General features: G+C 39.9%; 21 protein-coding genes and 1 tRNA gene. 6 read left to right on the forward strand and 16 right to left on the reverse strand.

Annotated features, from left to right (window positions below; translation table 11 throughout):
• Positions 1-22: 22 nt before the first annotated feature.
• The 6 genes from FL972_RS05910 to FL972_RS05935 are packed head-to-tail and all read right to left on the reverse strand — an operon-like array spanning position 23 to position 8,255.
• A complete protein-coding gene (locus FL972_RS05910; RefSeq protein WP_144604146.1) occupies positions 23-1,318 on the reverse strand; it encodes a quinol:cytochrome C oxidoreductase in 1,296 nt (431 codons plus the stop codon).
• Between the two features lie 2 nt (positions 1,319-1,320).
• Positions 1,321-1,941, reverse strand: a complete 621-nt coding sequence (locus FL972_RS05915) for a c-type cytochrome (RefSeq protein WP_091655046.1) — start codon at positions 1,939-1,941, stop codon at positions 1,321-1,323.
• A 13-nt stretch (positions 1,942-1,954) separates the two neighbouring features.
• Positions 1,955-2,485: a DUF3341 domain-containing protein gene (locus tag FL972_RS05920; protein WP_091655045.1), complete on the reverse strand. Its 531-nt coding sequence runs from the start codon at positions 2,483-2,485 to the stop codon at positions 1,955-1,957.
• A 2-nt stretch (positions 2,486-2,487) separates the two neighbouring features.
• Entirely contained in the window at positions 2,488-3,852 is a 1,365-nt protein-coding gene (gene nrfD, locus FL972_RS05925; RefSeq protein ID WP_144604147.1) for an NrfD/PsrC family molybdoenzyme membrane anchor subunit, read from the reverse strand.
• Between the two features lie 17 nt (positions 3,853-3,869).
• On the reverse strand, positions 3,870-6,953 hold the full coding sequence (locus FL972_RS05930; protein WP_144604148.1) for a TAT-variant-translocated molybdopterin oxidoreductase: 3,084 nt from the start codon (positions 6,951-6,953) through the stop codon (positions 3,870-3,872).
• Between the two features lie 36 nt (positions 6,954-6,989).
• A complete protein-coding gene (locus tag FL972_RS05935; RefSeq protein ID WP_144604149.1) occupies positions 6,990-8,255 on the reverse strand; it encodes a c-type cytochrome in 1,266 nt (421 codons plus the stop codon).
• 365 nt (positions 8,256-8,620) lie between these two features.
• Here FL972_RS05935 and FL972_RS05940 point away from each other — a divergent pair.
• A tRNA-Cys gene (locus tag FL972_RS05940) sits at positions 8,621-8,691 on the forward strand.
• A gap of 100 nt (positions 8,692-8,791) precedes the next feature.
• Here the strand turns inward: FL972_RS05940 and FL972_RS05945 are convergent.
• Entirely contained in the window at positions 8,792-9,931 is a 1,140-nt protein-coding gene (locus FL972_RS05945) for a 6-bladed beta-propeller (protein WP_144604150.1), read from the reverse strand.
• 598 nt (positions 9,932-10,529) lie between these two features.
• On the reverse strand, positions 10,530-12,293 hold the full coding sequence (rpsA, locus tag FL972_RS05950) for a 30S ribosomal protein S1 (RefSeq protein ID WP_394344570.1): 1,764 nt from the start codon (positions 12,291-12,293) through the stop codon (positions 10,530-10,532).
• Positions 12,294-12,606: 313 nt separating this feature from the next.
• On the opposite strand from rpsA, the gene FL972_RS05955 reads away from it, so the two are divergent.
• Positions 12,607-13,335, forward strand: coding sequence for a lysophospholipid acyltransferase family protein (locus tag FL972_RS05955; protein WP_317129930.1), 729 nt, complete (start codon positions 12,607-12,609; stop codon positions 13,333-13,335).
• Here FL972_RS05955 and FL972_RS05960 read toward each other — a convergent pair.
• The 4 genes from FL972_RS05960 to FL972_RS05975 all read right to left on the reverse strand — a co-directional run bounded on the left by FL972_RS05960 (position 13,313) and on the right by FL972_RS05975 (position 17,811).
• Positions 13,313-13,984 carry a DUF2189 domain-containing protein gene (locus tag FL972_RS05960; RefSeq protein WP_144604151.1) on the reverse strand — a complete coding sequence of 224 codons (672 nt, stop codon included), beginning with the start codon at positions 13,982-13,984 and terminating at the stop codon, positions 13,313-13,315. The two genes, FL972_RS05955 and FL972_RS05960, sit on opposite strands and share 23 nt — an antisense overlap.
• A gap of 7 nt (positions 13,985-13,991) precedes the next feature.
• Positions 13,992-15,359, reverse strand: coding sequence for a pyridoxal-phosphate dependent enzyme (locus FL972_RS05965; protein WP_144604152.1), 1,368 nt, complete (start codon positions 15,357-15,359; stop codon positions 13,992-13,994).
• Between the two features lie 105 nt (positions 15,360-15,464).
• Complete coding sequence (locus FL972_RS05970) at positions 15,465-17,102, reverse strand: putative ABC exporter domain-containing protein (RefSeq protein WP_144604153.1); 1,638 nt, start codon at positions 17,100-17,102, stop codon at positions 15,465-15,467.
• Positions 17,095-17,811 (reverse strand): ABC transporter ATP-binding protein, encoded by a 717-nt coding sequence (locus tag FL972_RS05975; RefSeq protein WP_144604154.1) that lies wholly within the window; start codon positions 17,809-17,811, stop codon positions 17,095-17,097. Before FL972_RS05975 ends, FL972_RS05970 begins: the two co-directional genes overlap by 8 nt.
• Before the next feature lie 228 nt (positions 17,812-18,039).
• Between FL972_RS05975 and FL972_RS05980 the strand changes: the two genes are divergently transcribed.
• A complete protein-coding gene (locus FL972_RS05980) occupies positions 18,040-18,648 on the forward strand; it encodes an outer membrane beta-barrel protein (protein ID WP_144604155.1) in 609 nt (202 codons plus the stop codon).
• Between the two features lie 166 nt (positions 18,649-18,814).
• Here FL972_RS05980 and FL972_RS05985 read toward each other — a convergent pair whose 3' ends face one another.
• The 4 genes from FL972_RS05985 to FL972_RS06000 are packed head-to-tail and all read right to left on the reverse strand — an operon-like array spanning position 18,815 to position 22,335.
• Positions 18,815-19,741, reverse strand: coding sequence for an aspartate carbamoyltransferase catalytic subunit (locus tag FL972_RS05985; protein ID WP_144604156.1), 927 nt, complete (start codon positions 19,739-19,741; stop codon positions 18,815-18,817).
• 2 nt (positions 19,742-19,743) lie between these two features.
• Entirely contained in the window at positions 19,744-20,292 is a 549-nt protein-coding gene (gene pyrR, locus FL972_RS05990) for a bifunctional pyr operon transcriptional regulator/uracil phosphoribosyltransferase PyrR (protein WP_144604157.1), read from the reverse strand.
• Positions 20,293-20,326: 34 nt separating this feature from the next.
• Positions 20,327-21,940, reverse strand: coding sequence for a hypothetical protein (locus tag FL972_RS05995; protein WP_144604158.1), 1,614 nt, complete (start codon positions 21,938-21,940; stop codon positions 20,327-20,329).
• Positions 21,937-22,335, reverse strand: coding sequence for an EVE domain-containing protein (locus tag FL972_RS06000; protein ID WP_144604159.1), 399 nt, complete (start codon positions 22,333-22,335; stop codon positions 21,937-21,939). The genes FL972_RS05995 and FL972_RS06000 overlap by 4 nt, the downstream gene beginning before the upstream one ends.
• A 290-nt stretch (positions 22,336-22,625) precedes the next feature.
• Between FL972_RS06000 and FL972_RS06005 the strand changes: the two genes are divergently transcribed.
• From FL972_RS06005 to FL972_RS06015, 3 genes are all read left to right on the forward strand, one after another.
• Positions 22,626-24,323 (forward strand): helix-hairpin-helix domain-containing protein, encoded by a 1,698-nt coding sequence (locus FL972_RS06005; RefSeq protein WP_449354069.1) that lies wholly within the window; start codon positions 22,626-22,628, stop codon positions 24,321-24,323.
• Between the two features lie 79 nt (positions 24,324-24,402).
• The gene (locus FL972_RS06010; RefSeq protein ID WP_144604160.1) at positions 24,403-24,690 is read left to right on the forward strand and encodes a hypothetical protein; all 288 of its coding nucleotides are present in this window, start codon (positions 24,403-24,405) and stop codon (positions 24,688-24,690) included.
• 65 nt (positions 24,691-24,755) lie between these two features.
• Complete coding sequence (locus FL972_RS06015) at positions 24,756-25,145, forward strand: hypothetical protein (protein WP_250161294.1); 390 nt, start codon at positions 24,756-24,758, stop codon at positions 25,143-25,145.
• The last annotated feature ends 51 nt before the right edge of the window (positions 25,146-25,196 follow it).

The raw sequence follows: 25,196 nt of genomic DNA on the forward strand, positions 1-25,196 counted from the left end.
ATTTAAATCTTTTCGGCTTTAATTAAATGTGATGATGATAGCTCTCCTCAAGCATTGGGTGATTTTTAGGAAGAAGATTTCCTTTGGCCAAGCCTCCTAACACAACCAACGCCACCGCTGAACCATATACGAGAAGCATTCCTATTTCCATGAAACCAATTCCTCCGTTATGACCTAGGGTACCCGGCTGAACCATCAGGAAGAAATCTACCCAGTGACCAACCAATAATAACGTACAAACTAACTTAAGGAAGACTCCATGACGTTTTGCATCTCTTGTCATTAAAACTAAGAATGGAAGGACAAAGTTCATCCCGATGTTTACGAAAATGAACGGTCCATACACGTCACTTGACAGTCTCTCAACAAAGTAAACTGTTTCTTCAGGTATATTGGCATAATAGATCAAAAGGAACTGAGAAAACCACAAATAAGTCCAGAAAATGGAGAAGCCAAAAACAAACTTTCCAAGATCATGGATATGGTTTTCATTGACCATCTCCAGATAACCTTTTCCTTTCAAGAAAATAGTCAAAAGCGTGATTGCAGAAAGCCCTGCAACAAACCAAGATGCAAACACATACCAGCCGAAAAGAGTAGAGAACCAGTGAGTATCAATTGACATTACCCAGTCCCATGCGGAAACAGATGATGAAACCGCAAAGAAAACCAAGAAATAAGCAGACCAGCTTCTCATTTTAAACCAATGAGAATCTCCGCCTAATTGATCTTCCGCTGCAGCTATTTTCTTAAACTTGTTAAAGAAGAACACCCAGAATCCGAAGAAGATAACCATTCTTGCAATGTAAAAAATTGGGAAAGTCCCTTTTTCCATTGGCCAGAAAAAGAAGGCTCCTTTTCCATCGATAATTGAATCATATTCCGGAGAATTAGGATCGAACAACTCTGCATGCCACCAATGGAACAAGTTATGCCCCATAAGGAAGAAACTAGCGATCATAATCAAAGCAGCATATGGCAACCAGTTACCAAAAGATAGCATTACCCTAGTGATAGGAGCTGACCAACCTGCTTGAGCTGCATATTGAATAGCAAAGAAGAAAACACCAACGATGGCAATACCTGTGAAATACACATTATTGATCCACACGTTTGCGAACAACCTTTCATACCAGTGAAATGCATGGCCTGTTGCCTCTGCTCCTTCTTCAGCATGACCACCACCGGCCATTGCTATCACAATACCAATTACAAGTAAAGCAGCACCAATACCCAAAATAGTCAACAAAGACTTTTTGATGCCCGCGTTGAAATCAAATTTTTGATCCAAATTATAGTTCTGTACGTCGTGAGCCATGATTACTGCTTCTGAATTACTTGTTTAACATAGTGAACGATCTTCCATCGGTTTTCAGTAGTAATCTGAGAACCGTGGGCTCCCATTCTACCTTTACCTTTGGTAATAACGTGGAAAATATGGCCTTCTGGAAGATCGATGTAAGCACCACCTTTAAGGTTAGCCACACCACCGATAATCTCACCAACTTTTCCGTCACCTTCTCCGCCTTTACCATGGCAGGAAGAACAATATTGCTGAAATAGAACTTCTCCTTCTTTCAAAATTGGATCAGAAAGCTCAATTGGATTTTCAATTAGAGCTGCTTCTTCCAATTCAAACTGCTTCAATCTGTGAGGAAGAAATCCATTCTTATTTCTTGGAACAGTACCTTCTACTGGCTCTCTCATATTCATGTTATGAGGATTATAGACATTACTGTTAAAGAATTCACCCTTTTCATCTTCACGGGTAGATAACCATTTACCCTGCTCTTCATCAGTGATCTGAGTAAGAGGCTCATATGCTACAGAGTGATACATTTGAGGGGCATATTCCAATCCCTGATTGTCTCCTCCGGCTCTACAGCCAAAGAAAGCAAGGGCAGATACTCCCAAAATACTTAGTGTTTTAGCAATCTTCATATTTCCAGAATTACTATTCAAAACTTTTATTATTTACCTCTGTAGCACCGGAAGACTTCAGAATTTCTTTAATCTTCTCTACTTCCATGCTACTGTTATTGGCGATGTCAATAGCCATCACATGCTTATCATCGGTGATTCTCACATCGAAAATCCTAGGCTGAGCCCAAGGCTTCAAGTTTGAGCTTACCATAAATACTCCTACCATACCAAAAGCAGCAAGTAATACTGTCATTTCGAAGGAAACAGGAATAAAATCAGGGAAAGCTGCAAAGTCTTTACCACCAATAATCATAGGCCAATCAAACTTCATCATGTAAAACTGCATAGTTAAAGCCAAGCTAGTTCCCAACATTCCAAATAGGAAAGCTGCTATCGGAAGTCTGCTTCTTTTGTAGCCTAATACATGCTCTAATCCGTGAACAGGATAAGGAGAGTAAACTTCATGGATTTTTACTCCAGTGGATCTTACTTCTTTAACAGCATGGAGAAGGACATCTTCGTCCTCGTACACTCCAAGAATAAAATGTGTATCTCTTTCCATGATTATTTAGCAGCTTTTTCAGATGATGATTTCAATACTGACTTAACCTCAGCCATGTTGATTACCGGGAAGAACTTCGCAAATAGGAAGAATAGGGTAAAGAACAATCCGAAGGTGAACATATAAACTCCCACATCAGCCCAAGTTGGGTAGAACATAGCCCAAGAGGATGGGAGATAATCTCTGTGTAGGGAAGTAACGATAATTACAAATCGCTCAAACCACATACCGATGTTTACTACCAAAGAAAGAAGGAAGGTAGCGACAATGGAAGTTCTGATTTTTTTAAACCAGAAAAGTTGAGGAGAGATCACGTTACAAGTCATCATAGACCAGTAAGCCCACCAGTAAGGTCCGGTAGCTCTGTTGATAAATGCATATTGCTCAGCCTCAACTCCAGAATACCAAGCGATAAAGAATTCTGTGATATAGGCAATACCCACGATGGAACCTGTAATGATGATTACAATATTCATCAATTCAATGTGTCCCATGGTGATATAATCTTCCAGTTTGAAAACCTTTCTGGTAATAATCATCAAGGTCAATACCATCGCAAAACCAGAGAAAATCGCACCGGCAACGAAGTATGGAGGGAAGATGGTAGTATGCCATCCAGGAATTACTGAAGTAGCAAAGTCAAAGGATACGATAGTATGTACAGAAAGTACCAAAGGAGTAGCCAAACCTGCCAAAATCAAGGAAACAGATTCGTATCTCATCCAAGTCTTTGCAGCACCATCCCATCCAAATGAAAGCGCACCATAAATAGTTTTTCTCAATCCAGTAGCTCTGTCACGAATTGTTGCGAAATCAGGAATCAAGCCAATGTACCAGAATACTAAGGATACAGAGAAATAAGTCGAAATCGCAAACACGTCCCAAAGCAGTGGGGAGTTGAAGTTTACCCAAAGTGAACCAAATGTGTTAGGCAATGGAAGTGCCCAATAAGCACCCAACCAAGGTCTACCCATGTGAATCACCGGGAACATCGCAGCACAGATAACTGCGAAAATTGTCATTGCTTCAGCAGCTCTGTTGATGGATGTTCTCCACTTCTGTCTGAAAAGTAACAATACGGCTGAAATCAAAGTACCGGCGTGACCGATACCAACCCACCACACGAAGTTGGTGATATCCCAAGCCCAACCGATGGTTTTGTTCAAACCCCACATTCCAATACCCTCCCAGAGGGTGGCAATAAGGGCAATTGATCCTAAAGCCAACACGCCTGCAGCTGTAAGGAAGGCCAAGAACCAAGCTAAAGATGGTTTGCCCTCCACCTGACGTGACACATCATGTGTAACATCATGGTAGGTTTTGCCTCCGGTAACTAACGGCTGACGTACGGATGAAGTAACCTGCATAGTTTATAAAATTATGATTACGCTTCGTTTTTCTCTTTATTTCTGATTTTGGTGAAGTACCAAACGTTTGGACTTACGTTGATCTCCTCCAATACATGGTAAGCTCTTTCTTCATTCACTTCCTTCAACGCAGAAGTAGTGTTTTCTTCGATTTTCAAGAGCTTAGAAACTCGGCTGTTTGGATCATTCATATCACCAAATACCAAAGCATCAGTAGGACAAGCTGTAGCACAAGCCACATTGATTTCTCCATCCTGAATTTTACGCTTCTCACGCTTAGCTGCCAATTTACCAGCCTGGATACGCTGCACACACATGGAGCATTTTTCCATTACACCACGTACACGAACAGTCACGTCCGGATTCAATACCATCTTACCCAAATCATCGTTTTGAGCAACATTGACTCCTGCGAAGTCTTTATTATCATGATATTTGAACCAGTTGAATCGACGTACTTTATATGGACAGTTGTTGGCACAATATCTTGTACCGATACATCTGTTGTAAGTCATTTGATTCAATCCTTCAGAGGAGTGAGTGGTTGCAGCTACAGGACATACAGTCTCACAAGGAGCATTGTTACACTGCTGACACATCATAGGCTGGAAGGTTACCTCAGGATTTTCTGAAGCTTTCTCCATTCCATCCAAATCATCAGCCGGAGCATCAGAAGAATAATAGCGGTCAATTCTGATCCAAGCCATTTCTCTTCGGTTCAATACTTCTTGCTTTCCTACCACTGCCACGTTGTTTTCAACCTGACAAGCTACAGAACATGCAGAACATCCAATACAGGAGTTCATGTCAATAGCAAGACCCCAGTGATGCTGACTATATTTATGACCACTCCAAAGAGAGATCTTTGATGGCTTTACAAATTCACCGTCTTTATAAATTTCAGGCTTATATCTACCGGCGGAGGCATCCTTCTTATATTCTGACAATACGGATTCTTGGATTACGTTTTCACGACCCATGAAAGTCTGATGTGTCTGGGTTCTCGCGATCTTATAAGAATCACCAGTTACAGCTACTTCTACACCTGAAGTAATATCAAAATTCACAAAGCCTGCAGAAGCATCCAAAAGTTCGTAAGCATTCACACCTACTCCATTGGCAACTCTACCTGCTTTTGTTCTACCATATCCTAAAGCCAATCCGAAGGTACCTTCAGCTTGACCTGGTTGGATCAAGATTGGAAGAATCAATGATTTACCGTTGACTGTGATAGAAGCTTTCTTAGTGTTTTCTTCCACCATGGTCACTCCGTTTTCGGATGCCCATTTCTGAGAAACAGTCAAATAGTTATCCCAAGTAGCTTTTGTGATTGGATCTGGAGTTTCCTGCAACCATGGGTTGTTAGCGAAAGTACCGTTACCAATAGCAACTTTAGAATAAACCACCAATTCAGCACCTGCATTATCTGCTTTATAATTTTTGGCTACAGCCGCAGCTGCACTTGCAGCATCTCCAACAGGAGCTAAAGCAGTACCAGCCTTTTCTACAGCATATACACCATTGAAAAGAGCTCTGTCCCAGAATTCCTGGAAAGAACCTGTATTTTCAGCAGTGGCATACATTTCTGACTGCCAGTTTTGCTGTAAGAAATCGTAGTAATTGGTGCTAGAACCAGCCCAAGTCAAGAAAGAATCCTGAGCCTGACGCGTGTCAAACAAAGGAGAAATTGTAGGCTGAGATAGTGAGTAATGACCCAACTTAGGTTGGAAGTCATTCCAAGACTCCAAATAATGATGATCAGGAGCAATGTACTGTACTAAGGAAGCTGTTTCATCCATAGTGCCGTTGGTAGCCAAGCTAACTCTTGCTTTAGCAATACCTTCAGCGATTTCGGTACCTCTTGCATGATCGTAAACCGGGTTACAGTTGTAGAAAATAACTCCACCAACCTGTCCGGCTTTCAATTCATTTACAAACTGGTTCATTCTAGCATCGTCTCCCTTTCTAAAATAAACAGGCGAAGAGAAGTCTACTGTTGAACCATTATTTCCAAGCAATTCATTGATTGCGTTGATTACTATTTGAAGGTTTGGATCATTGGATCCGGAAACTACCAAAGAAGCACCTCTGCTAGCCCAAAGGTCATTAGCAGCTTTGTCCAAGTGAGCCACTTCAACTGCAGGAGCAGAGACAGAAGCTACACCAGCTTTCTTTGCAATGGCATTATATAATGCCAAAACAGCCAATCCACTTTGAGAAGCTTTAATTGGAGTTCTGTAATCCGCATTCGCACCAGTAAGAGACAAATTAGACTCAAACTGATAATGACGGGACATTTCCGGCTTCTCTTTGCTGATTTTTCTGGTTTTAGCATACTGTCCAGCAAATTCGATTGGGGAAATCCATGTACCTAGGAAGTCGGCTCCGAAGGAAACGATGGTTTTAGCCTTATCAAAAGAATAAGATGGAAGAACTGCAGCACCGTAGAAAGTTTCAGCAGCTTTAGTAATACCATAATTAGAAAGTGGATCATACATGATCACTTCTGCACCTCCGAATGCATCAGCAAATTGCTGCATTGCTTTCATGGTGGAAGGAGAAAGAATGGTATTGGAAACAATTTTAACCGAGCCTGCAGCAGCAAGTTTGCTTTTTACTTCAGCATCAAGTGCAGTCCAGTCAGTTTTTTGACCATTGGCATAAGGTCCTGCCAGTCGCTCTTTATCATAAAGAGAAAGTACAGAAGCTTCTACAATGGCATTTACCTTACCTTTATTAATAGGAGAAAGCTCGTTACCATCAATTTTGATAGGACGACCCTCTCTTGTTTTTACTACTACAGAAGCATAATCACCTCCGGAAGCAAAAGTAGATGCGTAATAATTTGGAATGGAAGGGTTAACGTCAACCGGCTTATTCACATAAGGAATAGCTTTTCGAACAGGAGCTTCACAGGCAGCCAAAGAAGCTGCTGCCAAGCTGAATCCCATCAATTTTAGAAAATCCCTTCTGGAAGCACTGCCATCCTCGCCCAATGCGGAAGGAAGCTCGGGAAATTCCCGGTCGGCATGCTTTACAAACTCTGGATCGTTGTTGAGCTGCTCAAGCCCTTTCCAGTATGTTTTTTTAGTTTCCTTCATTTTATGATCTAGGAATGAATTTGCGAAATGAATGAATTAATAGTGGCACTTAGCACATTCTAAACCTCCGATGTCTTTCACTTTCAAAGCATCTTTGGAATCAGAGTGCAACTGAACCAATTTGTCATAGTACTCATTGCCTGCGGAAGCAATCTCAGTTTGTCTGTGGCAGTCAATACACCATCCCATAGTTAGAGAAGAGTGCTGATAAACCACTTCCATTTCTTCGATTGGACCGTGACAAGTCTGGCATTCAATACCCCCTACCTTCACGTGCTGTGAGTGGTTGAAGTAAGCCAGATCAGGCAAGTTGTGTACACGAACCCATTCTATTGGTTTATTATTATCTACCGCATCGTAGATTTTTTGAATTTCCGGAGAGATTCCCTCTTTGCCTTGCACGTTCTGCACATGGGTGTGACAGTTCATACAAATGTTGGGTGAAGGAATATTGGCAGATTTACCAATCTCTACCCCGGTATGGCAATACTGACAAGCAATCTCTAATTGTCCTGCATGTAGCGCGTGAGAGTAGGCAATTGGCTGGGTAGGAGCATATCCTTGCTGAACACCCACTGAATAAAGTCCATCGATTGCGGTTTTAGCTACCAAAGCAACCACCAAGGCAGTTACAATAATGATAAAACCATCACTCTTTAATACTTTACCGAAATTAAATTTTTGAGAAACGAATTCTTTGTCATCCTCATCTAAGTCCTGCTTATCAATGTATTTGGTCAAAACAGAGATGATCAACCCTAATACAATCAGGATCAAAAGAAGAACAATGACCAATACCACTACAATAATGGTCAAATACTCGCTTGGCACTCCTCCACCTGCAACTACTTCACCATCAGCACCAACTGCACCTGCAGCTGCCTGAGCGGCTGGATCGACCTTATCGCCATATTCTATATATGACAACAAATTGTCCAGATCACCATCTGATAAGAATTCATGAGCAGGCATGTTGGTGTTGTTGTACTCAGCGTACAAAGCCACCGCGTATTCATCACCTGAGGCAATTACAGCCTGAGAATTTTTGATGAATCGTTTTGCCCAGTCGATGGACCTTCTTTCGGTGATTCCTCTTAGAGCCGGACCAATTGCTTTTTGATCAAGCTTGTGACACGTTTTACAGTTCGCATTGAAGAGAGATTTCCCAGCAGCAACGGCTTCATCACTATCTGACACCGCCGGATCAGCAGCAAATGCCTGCGTTCCGATCAGTAAGAAAAACAGCATTGCCAGCGTGTGGAAATTCAGTCGAACCCCTACTAACGAGCGTTTGGATAACATATTATAGCTAATTAAATAGTTTAATCGGTTTTCAATAACCCCTGCAAAGGTAGTATCCGGGCGTTATTTTTCAAACAAGAGTTGATGGACTGCGAAAAATCAACAATCAATCCAAAATATTATATAATAATCTGATTTTCAATTATTTAAAATGCCTAAGTATGGCTTTAATTTATTTAGAATCTTTATAAATAAATACCTTAAATATCAATTTTAGAGGAGTTCAAAAAACCAAGAAAAACCGTAAATATTTTAATCCTAATAAGAATTGAATTTTTTGAAGAACCTGCTCTTTTTCCAAAAAATTATGGTACTGCTTTTGCACTAGAATCATTAATTCCTACATTTGCATTCCGATTTCAAATGGTCGCGTGGCCGAGTGGCTAGGCAGAGGTCTGCAAAACCTTGTACAGCGGTTCGAATCCGCTCGCGACCTCACTAAAAAAAGCATCCGAATTTGGGATGCTTTTTTCTTTTAAATCTACTCTAAATTTCTAGAGCCAATTCTTAATAAGGGAGCTTATTCAGTTATCATTTTATCTTTTAAGCCTAACTCGAACCAAATAATAATCATCATCCAGTGAAATTTTACCTGATTGCTCAAAAATATCACTCATAATAGTGCTTGCCTTCTCGCCGTCATAATTCTGAAAACTTTCAGGGTCAATCGGAAAAATTAATTCATCATTTGAATTTAAGGATAGTGGGTTTCTAACAAATCTAAAAAACTCATTGTCTACTCGACGACTCAGTGTAAATAAATTTGACGGATCCTTGAGGCTCATTAGGATAAATTGAACTTTCGCATCAAAGGTCATATCCATAACCAACCAATTATCATTAATCAAAAAAGTACTTCCAGGAAATCTAACTCGATTTTGGGGATCCAAACTGTAACTACCTGTGTATTTCTCAAAATTCTCTCGATCTGATCTTATATCTTGGGAAACAAAATCCAATTCAAATATGGGATCAAAATCCTTAGTAGTTGAATTAAATGTATATACTCTATCCCCAAACGGCTCACAATAATAACTTCCTTCATCTGATGCTAAAAAACCAGTATATGATACTATGGAATTTGATCTTTTAGGGTCAAACGGAAAATATTTTGCCAACAAATTCCCTTCTAAATCGAAGCGATAGACATTAAAGTTGAAGTCGGTGGGATTATTAGAAACATACACCAAGATCTCCCCATCAGAAATTGGTACTATCTTTTGAGCAAAAGCTTTAAGAGGATTCTTCGATATAAATTTTCCAGTATTAATTTCATAAGAATACAAAGAAAGATCACTTGGGGAAAAGAGATAAACCAATTCTCCGACTATAAAAAAATCATTTATCACCCCATATTCTCCTGGACCACTTCCCGTTTGGCCAAAATATCGGATATACTTTCCATTTTTATCAAATAATGAAAGCCTGCTCGATACTTTGTCTAAAACAAAAATCCCAATTTCATTTTCAATCAATTTATTCAAGCTTAATAAAGGTGCTGGTGAATTTTTTAGAATCAATAAATCTTCAAATACAAGAAGGGAATCTGAGCTTACTAAAGGTGCTGGGATTTCCCCTAATATTTTGAATGGGACTTTCTCTTGTTTTAAACTATCTCCAACAGAACAAGCAGTAAACAGAAGAGCAAGAGATAGATAATTCCTAAATAATTTCATGCTTTCAATGAAGAAAATACTATTTTTCGATAAATAATTACAAGGTTAACCTAAACGATGTTTGAATATTAACAAATTTCTATAAAAGAGATCCAGTTTCCTGGATCTCTATTTAATTAATCACTCATTGAAGGGGTTTCGTATTCAACTCTAGTCCCATCGGGAGAAGGACAAGGGTTAGAAAGACACTCACTCCAACCAAAATCACAGCGATTACCGTTTGCAAGAACATTGTCATATCTATCCAAAGTCCTACACTCAACTTTTTTCCTAGCCCCAGTTGCATTAGAATGAATAGCGTTAAAAAAAACGCCAAGGATAGCGAGAAACAAGATTTTAGCCACTTGGCTAAGGTTGATTTTGTTTGTCACAAAACTTTTTGTTTAGTGTACAATAATTAAAACACTTAAATACAAATTGCATTTAAAGTTGAACTAAAGAAAGAAAGAAAGAAAGAAAGAAAGAAATATCAAAATTTTCCTCAAAAAAAATAATCTCCGATTTTTTAATTTGAGATTTAAAAAAGTTTTCCCAGGCAAATAGCAAAAAAAACGCCGACTTTGCAGCCGGCGTTTTCTGTTTTATAAGAGGTCAAGAATTACTTCTTGCCGCCTTCCATTTTCTCTTTCAATTCTGCCAAAGCATCCAAATCACCTAGAGTAGATTTTTCAGCTGGAGTCTTGTCAGCAGCATCTTCCTTCTTCTTAGAAGAAGCAGCTTTCTTAGCTGGTTTAGCTTCTTCACGGAACATTGCTGTATGAGACATTACGATACGCTTGTCATCCTTAGAGAATTCAGTCACTTTGAAGTCCAGAGACTCACCAACCTCAACCTGAGATCCGTCTTCTTTCTCCAAGTTTTTAGAAGTAGCAAAGCCTTCCAAACCGTAAGGAAGCTCTAGCACAGCACCTTTGTCGTTTTTAGAAACAACAGTACACTTATGCACAGATCCTACAGGGAATACAGTTTCGAAAGTATCCCATGGATTCTCTTCCAACTGCTTGTGACCTAGCGCCAATCTTCTGTTTTCTACATCCAATTCCAATACAGCTACATCTAGCTCATCTCCTACTTTTACGAATTCAGACGGATGCTTGATTTTCTTAGTCCAAGAAAGGTCAGATACGTGAACCAAACCGTCGATTCCTTCTTCCATTTCCAAGAATAGACCGAAGTTAGTCAAGTTACGAACCACACCTTTGTGCTTAGTACCTACTGCATACTTGGTAGACATATCTTCCTTAGTCCAAGGATCTTCAGTCAATTGCTTAATGCCTAGGGACATCTTTCTTTCGTCCTTGTCCAAAGTCAATACAACTGCTTCGATTTCGTCTCCAACTTTCACGAAATCAGCAGGGTTTCTCAAGTGCTGAGACCAGCTCATTTCAGATACGTGAATCAAACCTTCAACTCCTGGAGCCAATTCCAAGAATGCACCGTAGTCAGCTACGTTTACAATCTTACCTTGTACTTTTGAACCAACTTCCAAGTTGCCTGCCAAAGAATCCCAAGGATGAGAAGTCAACTGCTTCATACCCAAAGAAATTCTCTTCTTGTCATCATCAAAGTCAAGCACAACGATCTGTACTTTCTGATCCAACTGTAATACTTCTTCCGGATGGTTGATACGTCCCCAAGAAATATCTGTAATGTGAAGTAGACCATCTACACCACCCAAGTCGATGAATACACCGAAGTTGGTCATGTTCTTGATCACACCTTCCAACACCTGACCTTTTTCCAGGTTGTTGAGGATTTCTGCTTTTTGCTTCTCGAGATCTTTCTCGATCAAGACTTTGTGAGAAACGACTACGTTATCGTTAGCGTGGTTGATTTTCACCACTTTCACTTCCATTTTCTTACCTACATAGATATCGAAATCTCTGATAGGCTTCACATCGATCTGAGAACCTGGCAAGAAGGCTTCTACACCGTAGATATCTACGATCAAACCACCTTTGGTTCTTCTCTTTACAAGACCTTCGATTACGCTATCATTTTCAAATGCGCTCTCGATATCCTGCCAAGCACGAACGATTTTTGCTTTTTTACGGGAAAGGATCAACTGACCCAAAGCATTCTCCTGCTCTTCGATGAATACTTCTACTTCGTCACCAGGCTTGATGGACTCCAAGTCACGGAATTCGTTCAATGGAACCAAACCGTCGGATTTGAAACCAATGTTGATGATCACGTCTTTGTCGTTCACACCTACTACGGTTCCTTTGATCACTTCTTTCTCAGTGATCTCGTTCAATGTACCTTCGTACATTGCAGCCATTTCCTCACGCTGTGCTTTGGAATAGCCTTCTCCGAATCCTTTGGTTTCGAAGTTTTCCCAGTTAAAATCTTGTTTAGACATAATAAATAATGACCCTAAAAATGCCGACAGTTACCGGGCCGATTAACTGCGGTTTTTGGTTATGAATCAGCGATTTAGCACTTGCCAAACCACCCCGTTCACCCGAACGGACTGCAAAGGTACTGATTTTCTGTAATTTCAAGAAAAGGGAGTCAAAAAATCACTTGAAATGTGCTTCATCTGCTCAAAAAATCTTTGAATTGGATTTTTTTCACAAAATTGGATCAAGAAAAAAGCCCTGAAACGCTTCAGGGCCTGTGCAAGCAAAGAGTTAAAGGATTATTTTCGAACCCAAATTTAAGGATAATTTCTGATGATCAAGTTCTTTCAGACAATTTATACCATTTACGCCGCAATCCTTTTTATAGGACTCATGCTGGTTTTGGGTCTTTTCATAGTCCTCCCAGTTATGATTTCCGAAAAAGGAGATAGAATTTCTTTCTTTTTTATTCGAAGCTGGGCCGGAATCTGGTCCTTTCTTTCAGGGATCAGCTATCAGGTAGAAGGATTAGAGCATATTGACCGCAGGCAACCCTATATTTTCATTTTTAATCACCGCTCATTCATAGATGCTCCAGTCATACCTATGGCAATCCCACAAACTTTGAAAGCATTGGGGAAAAAAGAGCTTTCCAAAATCCCTGTTTTTGGCTGGATAGTAGGGAGGTTTGCGATTTGGGTAGATAGAACCTCCACCGAGTCCAGAAGAAAAAGCGTCAAAAAACTGGTAGAACTTTTATCCAAAGGGAAATCGGTCGTCGTAGCTCCTGAGGGCACCAGAAATGATACCGACCAAACTTTACTGCCTTTTCAAAAAGGGGCATTTCGACTTTCTATTGAAACTGGTATTCCGATTCTCCCCATGGCTGTTATAGGTGCAGATGAGATCATGAAAAGAGGCTCATTGCTTTTGAAGCCAGGAAAAGTCAGAATCTATTTTTCTGAAGCCATATCCCCTCCCCAGCCTTCTGAAACTGCCATTCTGGAATTAAGTCAAAAATGTAGAAATAGATTAGAGGCTATGCTTCTGACTCATGAGTGATGGTTGGACCTGCATCATCCTCCACTAATAAATCCCCTGTCAACTCCTCAAATGCCGCATAAATAGCCATGTAAGAAAAAGGACCTGATACCAAAAAGCCTACTCCCAAGCATAAAATTCCAACCATATTAATCAAGAAAATCAGGATTAAAAAAGCGAAAAATCGCCACCAAATTTTGGTGATCAATTTCCTGCTTAATTCCATAGAAGTCCAAAAATCAGTACCCGCAAACAAAACAAATGGCATCGCAAAGGTATATGCCACCCCCAAATAAATACCGGGAATGATAAGCGCTATAACTCCCAAGACTGTGATAATCCCAGTGATAATATTGACTCCTACCACAGGCAGCCAAAATTTAAATCCATCAAAGCAGTCTTTGAATTCTACCTGTTCTCCCCTACTGATCTTATTCGCCAACAGATAAAAACCAGCGGTCAAAGGTGGGCCTATCAATAAGCTAATGATGGTAGAGAAATCCTCCAGATAAAACGCAGGACCAACGGAAACTACCATGATCAATAAAAAATACATGATCAAAATCAGAGGTTGGGCTTTAAATAGCTCCCAACCTCTTTTTAATGCTTGATCAATATCAAAATGTACTGGCGAATTGAGCAGACGCTCTGCTTTTCTTGGATCAATCAATGTAAACTTAATTAGTAAACGCTTCTAAAATATCGTGTTTGGTAATGATGTGAATTTGATCATTTCCATCTCTTACCAACACTGCCTTTTCTTTTTCAATCATGGAAGATAACACGTCCAGTGTACTATCTCCAGCCACAAAAGTCATAGAAGACTCCATTACATCCTCCACTTTTCCATCTTTCAAGGATGGGTTATCAATTATTTTGGAAAGCAACTTGGTATCTGTCAAACTCCCTACTACTTCCTCTCCATCCAATACAGGGATTTGGGATACACTTGTTTTATTCATCATCCCGATTGCATCTTTGATAGAATCTGATTTTTTGACAGATACCAAAGAATAGCTAGCCGGTCTTTTGGAAATAATATCTCTGGCCGTGGAGTAAGTTTTGTCTTCCAAAAAACCGTGATTTCTCATCCAATCATCATTATAGACCTTACCCAAATAGCGGGTTCCATGATCCGGTAGAATAATCACCATTTGATCTCCTTCTTTCAGATTTTCCTTAGCCCATTCCAAAGCTCCATGAACCGCAGATCCACAAGACCATCCGACAAAAAGTCCTTCTTCCCTGGCCAATCTTCTGGTCATGACCGCTGCATCTTTATCAGTTACTTTCACAAAGTGATCAATCATATCGAAGTTGACATTCTTCGGCAAAATATCCTCTCCAATTCCCTCAGTCAAATAAGGATAAACTTCCTTCTCATCAAAAACTCCTGTTTCCTTATATTTTTTGAACACAGAACCATAAGTATCAATCCCCACGGTAACAATATTCGAATTCTGCTCTTTCAAATATTTAGCTGTACCACACATGGAACCTCCGGTCCCTACCCCAGCCGCATAATGCGTGATTTTCCCGTCTGTATCATTCCAGATCTCTGGACCGGTAGTCTCGTAGTGAGCAGCGGTATTGGATAAGTTATCGTATTGGTTTGGATAAAAAGAGTTGGGAATATCCGCATTCAGCTTTCTCGCTACTGAATAATAAGAGCGTGGGTCCTCTGGAGAAACATTGGTAGGGCATACGATTACCTCAGCCCCTACAGCCTTAAGAATATCGATTTTTTCTTTGGACTGCTTATCAGCCATGGTGAAAATACACTTGTAACCTTTGGCAACAGCAGCCAAAGCCAAGCCCATTCCCGTATTTCCGGAAGTTCCTTCTATGATTGTACCTCCTGGCTTTAAAATACCAGCCTTTTCGGCGTCCTCCACCATTTTGATTGCCATTCTATCTTTCATGGAATTGCCCGGGTTGAAATATTCAACCTTCACCAGCACTTCACCTTTGATATCTTTGGCAAGTTTGTTTAATCGGATCATCGGGGTATTACCGATGGTTTCAATGATGGAATTGTAAATCATAGTTCAGTTACATTTGGAGCTACAAAATTAAGGGAATTTTCTTCCCTCTCACGATTCAAACAGTCAAAAACCAAATAAAATTCGGTGATGATTTTGTTAATTCTCCTAAATCTCTTTGAGCTCTAATCTACTGATCACATCCAACAAAACATGGACTAAAATCCCTGCAATGAATGTTTGCCCTATTGTAAAAGCAAAAAGCATCCAGACAAATTGCCGGGTCCAAGCGAAAATCAAAACAGAGACAACCAAACTCGGTATAATTCCAAAAAGAAAAATCCCTCCAATCATCAATGGTTTAATGAGCTTTTGATCCCAGCCTTCTTCAAATGCTACTTTGGGAATCATATTGATCGTCAAACCGACTATGTATACCAAAAATACGCATAGAGGATAAAACAAAATCAATTTCCAATCCAAGCCAGCTATCAAAACAGAAGGAATAATCAATACCCAGGAGATCAAGCCCAATTGTACCAAGTCCAATTTTATGACATTCCAGAGTTTGGAGGACCAGGAAGCCGGAATTAAAAAGAAATAAGGTTTCTTCAGATCACCAACAGAGCCTCTTCCTATTCCAGCAAAAAAATTGATTCCTACTAGCATCAACAAATAGCCATTCAATACTTTATGAGAAAACCAATCAAAGTTGGAAAGAATGGCAAAAGCAATCCCAAGGGCAGCTAAAATCACAGACCATAATCCAAACAATGGATGAAAATCCTGTCTGCTTGCATGTACATAATTTCTCCAGTAAAGTGCTTTTGCCCCTACCCCAAAATCAGGAAGCACCAACTTCTTTTTGGTATTCAAGCTCATGGAGGACTCTGAAGACTCCTTTTTCCCTCTTACCTTTTCCACCTGCTCTTCATTGGATTTGGTAGCCTCCAATACATCCTCATAATAATATCCCGCGGTATCCAATACTAAGCGTAAGATCACATAGTAGGCCAAAAGATATAAGCCCAAAAATGCTGAAGCAGAAATCAGATTTTGGTGAAACACATAGCCCATCATCGCTCTAGACCAACCCACAATAGGAAATAAATCAAACCCAGGCGAGGCTATCCAGGCAAACATCCCCTGCCAAAACTTTTCAGCCATTAATCCGGGAATCAAAATGGCCAATCCTAAAAATACAGCCAAAATGATGACTCCTGTTTGGATATATTGCATCACACCATATTTGGTATGAAGTGTATATACTAAAAAGCGTATAGGTGAGGATAAGAAGAAAAATAGGGCAAATCCCAAAACCAAAAAGGAAATATTCATGAAGGAAAGCTCAATCTTATCTGCCATTTGGCTAGCGCCGTAAATGATAAAAATGATGCTCCCGCCCAGAGAAGGTATGATGGACCTTCCCATGTAGTAGATCAGTATATTTTCAGGTTTTACCGGTGCAGTAAACAATAAATTGACGTCAGCCATTTTGAAAAAACTGACATTCTTTTTGGTTGCTCTGAAAAGCTGAAATATCAGAAATGCCAATGCTAAAAGGGTAATTCCACCTATTACATTCTGAAGTCCAAAGTCAACTTGAGGCAAACCTTCGACATTAATGTTCTCAATTCCTGTTTGTCCTTCCTTGGCACCTCTTCTCACTCTCATCGTATAAATGAAGAAAAAATAGGCAATCATCCCTCCGTAGGGGAGCAATCGCAAGGGATTCTTCAGAATCAGCCAGATATTATTCTTCAGGATTAAAAGGTCCTTTCTCAGGAGCAATTTGATCTCATCCATCTTTTGTCAACTCTAAAAATATATCCTCCAAACTTCCCTGTTCGTCCTGAACGAACTGTTGCTTCAAATTGCTCAAAGTGTCATTGCCGATGATATCTCCATTCTTCAAAATCATGATTCTATCTGCAATCGTCTCCACAGAATCAATCAAATGGGTACTGACCAATATTGTTTTCCCAGCCTCTTTGAGCTCTTTAAATATTTTTTTGGTGTTTTTGATGGCCTTTGGGTCTAAACCTATCATAGGTTCATCAAAAAACAACAACTGAGGATCGGGTAAAAGAGCACAGCATATGGATATCTTTTGGCGCATTCCTTTGGATAAATCTCTTCCCAGCTTATCGGCTTTATCGGTTAAGTCATAGATTTCCATCAGCTCTTCTCCTCTGCTTTTCCAATCCTTGATCTCATAAGCCTGAGCAATAAACTGTAGATGCTCCCGCACAGTCAATAAATCATACACATAGGGAGTTTCGGGGATATAGCTGAAAAATCGCTTTGCCTCTACAGAAAGATGATCATGTCCACCAATGAAAATTTCCCCGGAAGTCTTTCTCAATAAGCCCACTATGCATTTCATAGTGGTACTTTTTCCAGCTCCATTAGGCCCTAAAAGACCGACCACTTCACCACCTTCCAAATGAAAAGAAATATCATTCACTGCGTTTTGTTTCCCGTAACGCTTGATTAAATTCGATACTGTTAGCATAAAAATGATTTTAGCTCCTAAACTACATGCAATACTTTGAAGTTTAGAATATTTGGAACCTTTTTTGATTCCAATAGATCAACTCAAAATTAACCGACAGGAATTCATGAAATCGAGCACGACGAAAGCCACACACACTGGGATGCCCAGATGTTTCGGAGAAAATGTGCGACCTACCTGCCGCAGGCAGGGATTTCATCTGAACTCTAAAAAACAAATTATAAACAGATGAAAAAGCTTTTAATAGTACTAGCAATTCTTTTCAGTGCTCAGGCCTCTTTTGGTCAGCAAGCTGGGAAATTCAGAATGGGATTAGACATGGGACCTGCCATCCCTGATGGAGGAGGCTTAGGTTTTTTGGTCAACTTAGAGCCAAAAATCAATATCGCTAACAATATAAATGTGGGCCTTAGATTCGGTGTGGCTGCTCTGGCCAAAGAGGTTACCACCATCAATGATTTCGAAGAATACCAAGGGGAAGTTTCAGCAAACGCATCTATTTCAGGGACCTTTGATTATTATTTTAACAACGGCGGAAGCAACTTTGCCCCTTACATAGGAGTGGGATATGGTTATTTCACACTAAGCGCCGTGGAGTTTGACTCAAGCTCCCCTTCAGCCCCTGATTTTGATAATTTGGATGCTGATTTTAAATGGGCACCGATCGTAAGAGCGGGTATAGAGCTTGGCAAATTCCGAATGGGAGCTGAGTATAATTTTGTTCCAGTCAGCAACTTGCAAGACACCAGTGGAAATATAATTGGAGAAGCCTTGAATCAGTATTTTGGCTTTACATTAGGATTCTATGTAGGCGGAGGAAGATGGAGAGGCCTTTGAAAGGATGAAGTGAGATTTAGAAAGCTGAAAAATAGGCAGTTGGCAGTAAGAGTAAGGCAGTAGCTAGAAAAAATAAAAGCTGAAGTCAGAAAGTTTATATCCCATAGGGAGAATGAAAAACGGCTGTTGCGGATTTCGCAACAGCCGTTTTTTTGATTCAGACAGACTAATTTCTGGAACCTGCCAACAAATACAAGACAGCCATACGGACTGCTACTCCATTTTGAACCTGCTCCAGGATAATGGAATGCTCGGAATCCGCAACATCAGAGGCTAATTCCACTCCTCTATTAATAGGACCTGGATGCATAATGACAATTTCTTTATCCAATTGCTCCAGCAGCTTCTTATTGATTCCATAGTACAGGGAATATTCCCTCAAGCTTGGGAAATATTTGATCTGCTGCCTTTCCAATTGAATTCTTAGCACATTGGCCACATCGCACCATTGCAAAGCTTTTTTCACATCCAACTCCACCTTTACTCCTAGGCTTTCAATATGCTTGGGAAGCAAAGTAATAGGACCACAAACCATCACCTCGGCTCCTAGTTTTTTCAGGCAGAAAATATTGGAGAGCGCTACTCTTGAATGTAGGATATCACCGATGATAGCAACTTTTTTACCTGCCAAATCCCCTAATTTCTCTTGGATTGAAAATGAATCCAATAATGCCTGAGTTGGATGCTCATGGGTTCCGTCCCCCGCATTGACAATATTTGCTTTGACATTTCTAGACAAAAAATGTGGGGCTCCGGGGCTGCTGTGACGCATGACCACCATGTCCACTTTCATGGACAAAATATTATTAACCGTATCAACTAATGACTCGCCTTTCTTGACCGAACTATTACTCGAGGAGAAATTAATCACATCAGCAGAGAGCCTTTTTTCAGCTAATTCAAAGGAAAGGCGGGTTCTTGTAGAGTTTTCAAAAAAGACATTCGCTATGGTGATATCCCGAAGTGAAGGTACTTTTTTGATAGGCCTATTAATGACTTCTTTAAAATTTGCGGCAGTTTCCAAGATCAAATGGATATCCTCCGGGGTGAGATTTTTGATTCCTAAGAGGTGACGAGTGCTGAGTTGTGACATGCCTAGCTTTTTACTTTCTCTGTGATCCAAACTGCATTTTCTGCTTGTCCCTGATTAGCCCATTCTACCACTACATATTGGCTATCAAGTGTATTGACTCTGATGCCATAGTAATCCGGCATAATAGGATAGTCCCGAGTAAGTTTTCTATCCACCAAGACCATCAGTTCTACTTTCTGTGGTCTTCCAAAGGCGATCATAGCATCCATAGCTGCTCTCACAGAACGTCCTTTGTATAATACATCATCTACTAGAATAACTTTTTTACTCTCTACCAGGAAATTAATTTTTGTTTCGTTGGCTTTGAGGGGAAAATCTCTTCTTCGAAAATCGTCCCTGTGAAAAGTGGCGTCCAAATAACCGAAAGGAACTTTCACTCCTGAGATCTCTTCCAAAATCGGAGCTAGGTGATCCATGAGGATACTTCCCCTGGGCTGTAATCCCAGCAGGACTGTATTTTCGAAATTATCATGATTTTCAATCAACTGATGGCAAAATCTGCGGAGAATAATCCCTATTTGCTGTTGATCTAAGACAAGCCGTTTTTGCATGGGTGTGATTTGCGGGTAAATATAAAAAGAAAATCTACTCTTGCCCTTCTTCAGGCTGATACAAATCCCCAGCGACCATGACTTTGCTTAAAAAAAACACTTCTTTACTGGCACCTGATCCATCTTCTTTCTGATATCGAATCCTCTGAGTACCAGTCAACAAGTAAAATCTTCCAAACCAGTGGGAAATGCTTAAAGTCTCCATATTATTTTCAGCGATCCGCTGGGTCTCATCCATCAACTCAATTTCAACCTCAAGATTATCAAAAACCTTCTCCCCATTTTTGAAATAAGCCAAACGGATTTCATCATCCCGAACATAGGCATGGTAAAATTCGTCCCCGACTACTGCGATGTCCCCAAATGCCATTCGGATTTCAGTATTCAGGTCATCAAAAGTGGCAGCATTATCCCAAATCACCTTTCCATCTTTGCCTAACTTGACGAAATGCGCTGAAATGTAACTGTACTCAGGTTGCAGTTGATTGAACTGGGGAGAACCTAGCCTATTCATATAAATAGGGTCAAAAATATTCTGACCAAATCGATTAAAACGATCATATCTATACATTCCCATTGGGGAATAAGGAGTACGAAAATTACCGCGGGAATTTATAATATTATAGTGATCAAAATAAACATAATAGGCCTCCGGGGTTTCTATAGCCTGTCGGATAGAGTACACGTTACGAATGCTTGGAACTCTATTTTTCTCAATATTGCGCATCACTTCCCGATCTTTTCTGGCTTTAGACCTTTCATTGAGATAATTGAAAAAATTAGGGAAATCTTCCAAGGTGTATAGCTTGGTTTCAAACTCCCCGAATTCATTGATATCCATCAAATACATCCCTTGGTAATAATCTCTTCTCTCCAATCCAAAGGATCCTATCATAGTCTGCTGATATCCTCGCATCGGTAAAAGCAAGGCTTCCATAATTTCCTGATCGGGATTTCCAAATTGATTGACCTTGATGTCCCTCAGAAGATTTCCTTCCAAATCATAGGTATTGATGATGATTTCCCTTTCTCTGTACTGACCTTTTCGACTCAATACCACCTGAAATGATTCGATTTCAGGCATTTTTCGTATTTGCAGAATTTGGGTGTCATTTCCATAAATACCCTGCAGCGTGTGTACACTTTTGTCATCCAAATCATATACCTGAACAGCAGGCCTGGTATCGGCAACTCCCATTACAATGACGCTATTATTTTGAACCAAAAACTCAGCGAGTTCCATATCCAAAAGATTGCTCAGCCCGTATTCAAAGCCCTTTCTAGTGGATAAATCTATTTTCAACACATAGCGTTCTCCGGTAGTAGAATAGCCTCTTTGAAACAAAACATGGAAAAAATCGCCTTCCAGATCAAACCCTACCATATCAAAACCATCCCTGACAGGCAATTCAATCAGCCCATCTGTATTCAATTCCAAATCGGAAATAAAATATTGAAAGGTCCTTCTGTTATTGAAAGCCTTTTTAGAAAGAGTCCTGAAAGAAATCAGTCCTTGATCCGTGGGAATGGTTTCAAAAAGAGGATCGAAAAAATCAGTCTCTATTTCAAATCTCGCCACATACTCCACTTGTGCCAAAGATTTAAATCCTAAAAAAAGAATTAAAACCAATACGAAAAGCTGCTTCATTTTGACATTTTTAAAATCGTTTCAAACTCTTCCTTACTCATAGGCAAAACAGATAATCGGCTTTGTTTTAAAATGGGCAATTCTGAAAGCGAATCTTCTGATTTGATTTGGGAAAGAGTAACAGGCTTATTTAATTTTTGATGAGCCTTTAAGTTAACAGCCACCCAAGCCTCGTCTTTGGGGTCGGGAAATGCAGATACGGATACTTTAGCTATTCCTACGACTGCCTTCTCCTTTCCACTATGATAGAACATCACTGCATCCCCTACCTCCATTTCTTTAAGGTAATTTCTAGCCTGATAGTTTCTGACTCCATCCCAAACATCTTCCCCTTTTCCCTCAAAATCCTCCCAGGAATAGGAGTTTGGTTCGCTTTTCACCATCCAATAGTTCATCTTCTTTCCATTTATATTAGTAATTCTGATTATCCTCAATCTCGCCATTTATCCAATTTTCATTGTTTGACCGATTTGAAGATCGAAGACCGAAGCAAGCTTAAATTGAACTCTCATCTTGCATTCATGCCAACTAATTCCCCTTATCGTGAAAAGCATGGATGCATAATTGCCAATTTTCCTAAGCCAGCTACTTATCTCTCCAAAAGCTTAAGTTACCTGATCAGGCTTTAATTTGAAACATTATTTCTGCACTTTTGTCTGATAAGTATCACGAAAAAGAAAAGATTTTGGACCATAAAACTATCCTGAAGAAAATTAAGCTCTGTATTCAATTGATGGAGCTACATGATGAAAATCCTTTCAAGATCAGAAGCTATCAATCGGCCCTGAATTCATTGGAAAGAGGGGATGCCGATATCATGGAAATTTTAGAAAGTGAACTTTCGAAAATCCCTGGTGTGGGAAAAAGTATTTTGGAAGCCATTGTTTCTTTGAAGGAAACAGAAACTTTCAGTACTCTGGAAGAACTGATAGAAAAAACCCCTGAGGGAATCTTGGAAGTTTTGCAGATCAAAGGCTTAGGTCCTAAGAAAGTTAAAACCCTATGGGAGGAATTAGGCATCACTTCCACCCATGAACTGATGGAGGCCTGCCAAAGTGGTAAAGTGGCTAAAATCAAAGGATTTGGAGAAAAAACTCAGGAAACCATTATCCAAAATTTAGAATTCAAGGCATCCAACGCTGGAAAATGGCTCTATGCAGATGTTGAAGAAAGCATAGAATCGTTGACAAGCGAACTACAAAAAAGCCTGAATTCATCTGAAATCGCAGAAGTTGGAGACTTTGCCCGAAAAATGGAAATCATTGCTACAGCTGAATGGCTGGTTGGTACCCCCGATATTTCTCAGGCGAAATCTCAATTTAAGGCAATCGGAGCATTTGAATTGGATAAAAGCCTTTCCAGCCCTTTTGTTTGGAGAGGAAAAGTTAAGGACTTGGATCTAAACTTTGGAATTCATTTCAGTGATCTGAATAAATTCCCGGCAAAAAAATATGCTCTCAGTGCCTCAGCAGAGCACTTGAAGAGTTTGGTAGATGAAAAGGAAACCATAGCAGAAAAGCTGGCGAAAAATGGCTTTAAAAACGATGAAGAATTTTTCTCTCAAATAAATCTACAGTTTATCCCAGTGGAGATGAGAGAAGGCTATGATGAAGTGAGCCTGGCAAAAGAACAAAAAATCCCCACTCTTCTGGAGGAGAAAGATCTGAAAGGTATTCTTCATAATCACTCCACCTATAGTGACGGAAAGCATAGCCTCAGACAGATGGCCGAATACTGCAAAGAGTTAGGCTATGAATATTTGGGAATTTCTGATCATTCCAGAACAGCTTCTTATGCCGGTGGACTAGAAATAGAGAAAGTCCAAAAACAGCATGAAGAAATTGACCAACTCAACAAAGAATTGGCGCCTTTTAAGATCTTTAAAGGCATAGAGTCGGATATATTAGGAGATGGCAGCTTGGACTACCCTGAGGATGTGCTCAAAAGCTTTGACTTTATTGTATCATCAGTGCATTCTATCCTGAATATGGATATCAAAAGAGCCACAAAACGATTATTGACAGCCATTGAAAATCCATATACGACCATCCTAGGGCATCCGACTGGGAGATTACTCCTCAGAAGAGAAGGCTATCCAATAGACCACAAAACCATTATTGATGCCTGTGCAAAAAATAAGGTTGTCATAGAAATCAATGCCAATCCATGGAGATTGGATCTGGACTGGCGCTGGGTTCGCTATGCCATGGATCAGGGAGTGATGCTCTCCATTAATCCGGATGCACATGAAATGGACGGCTATGCAGATATGAAATATGGAGTTTTGGTAGGAAGAAAAGGAGGACTGACCAAAGAGATGACCTTGAATGCGATGGGATTAGACGAAATTCAAGCATATTTTGATCAGAAAAAAAGAGAATAAAATTGTTTGACTTCTACGGAAAAAGAGAGCTTTCTTTTCCAATGTGTATTCCTAACTTCGCTCAATTAAAAAATTTACTATGAAATGGACTGACCAGCCGGAAGGCGTATTGCTTCAACGATCATTTATTTTTGGAATAACAGGAATTGTATTGGGCACTCTATCTATTTTCAATACCAATTTTCAGTTTTTGGAAGCTCCTATTGGGCCTTTAAACGGAGTGGCTATTCTACTTCAAATGATCGGCTTGAGTTTGGCAGTCTTGGTTTTGAGGAAAAGAAAAGTTCTCAAAGAAAATCTAGAAAAAGCCAAAGTGATGACCATGATTTTGAGTGTGGCTTTGTTGTTTTTTATTTTATCTATCTGATAGTTTTTTCTCGAAAACAATTTTAAAATTACTGGCGTAGAAGTCCTTATCTAAATAAACCAGTAATGAAAAAAATATTGTTATCAGCCGCTTTAGTAGCGGCCTTCTGCTTGAACTTAAAAGCTCAAGAGGTCTCTAGCCAGGCATCATTTTCTGAGTTCAAAATTATCACTGTCGTGGAATCCATAGTTCCCATGGGTCTTGGACGTTCCAGAATTATTGACAGTCAGACACAGGTAGATGCATCCATGTTTACCACAGAAAGAACGGATGGCAAGACCAGTAAACAAAAAGAAATAGACCGGGCAGATATCAAAGTAAATGAGTTGGAGGAAACCAAATTATTAAACTTCTTCAGTGCTACCGGTATTAATTTTCAAAATATCGCTTCCAATGACGCGGTAATCGCTTCAAAAATCAACAGCATGCTTGCTCAAGGATGGAAGCTCACCTAGGTGACTTCAGGAGTGGAAAGCAATGCTGGAGCTGAGGATGGTCAAGGAATT

Origin of the sequence: Algoriphagus algorifonticola, assembly GCF_007655305.1 — a bacterium.
GTDB lineage: Bacteria > Bacteroidota > Bacteroidia > Cytophagales > Cyclobacteriaceae > Algoriphagus > Algoriphagus algorifonticola.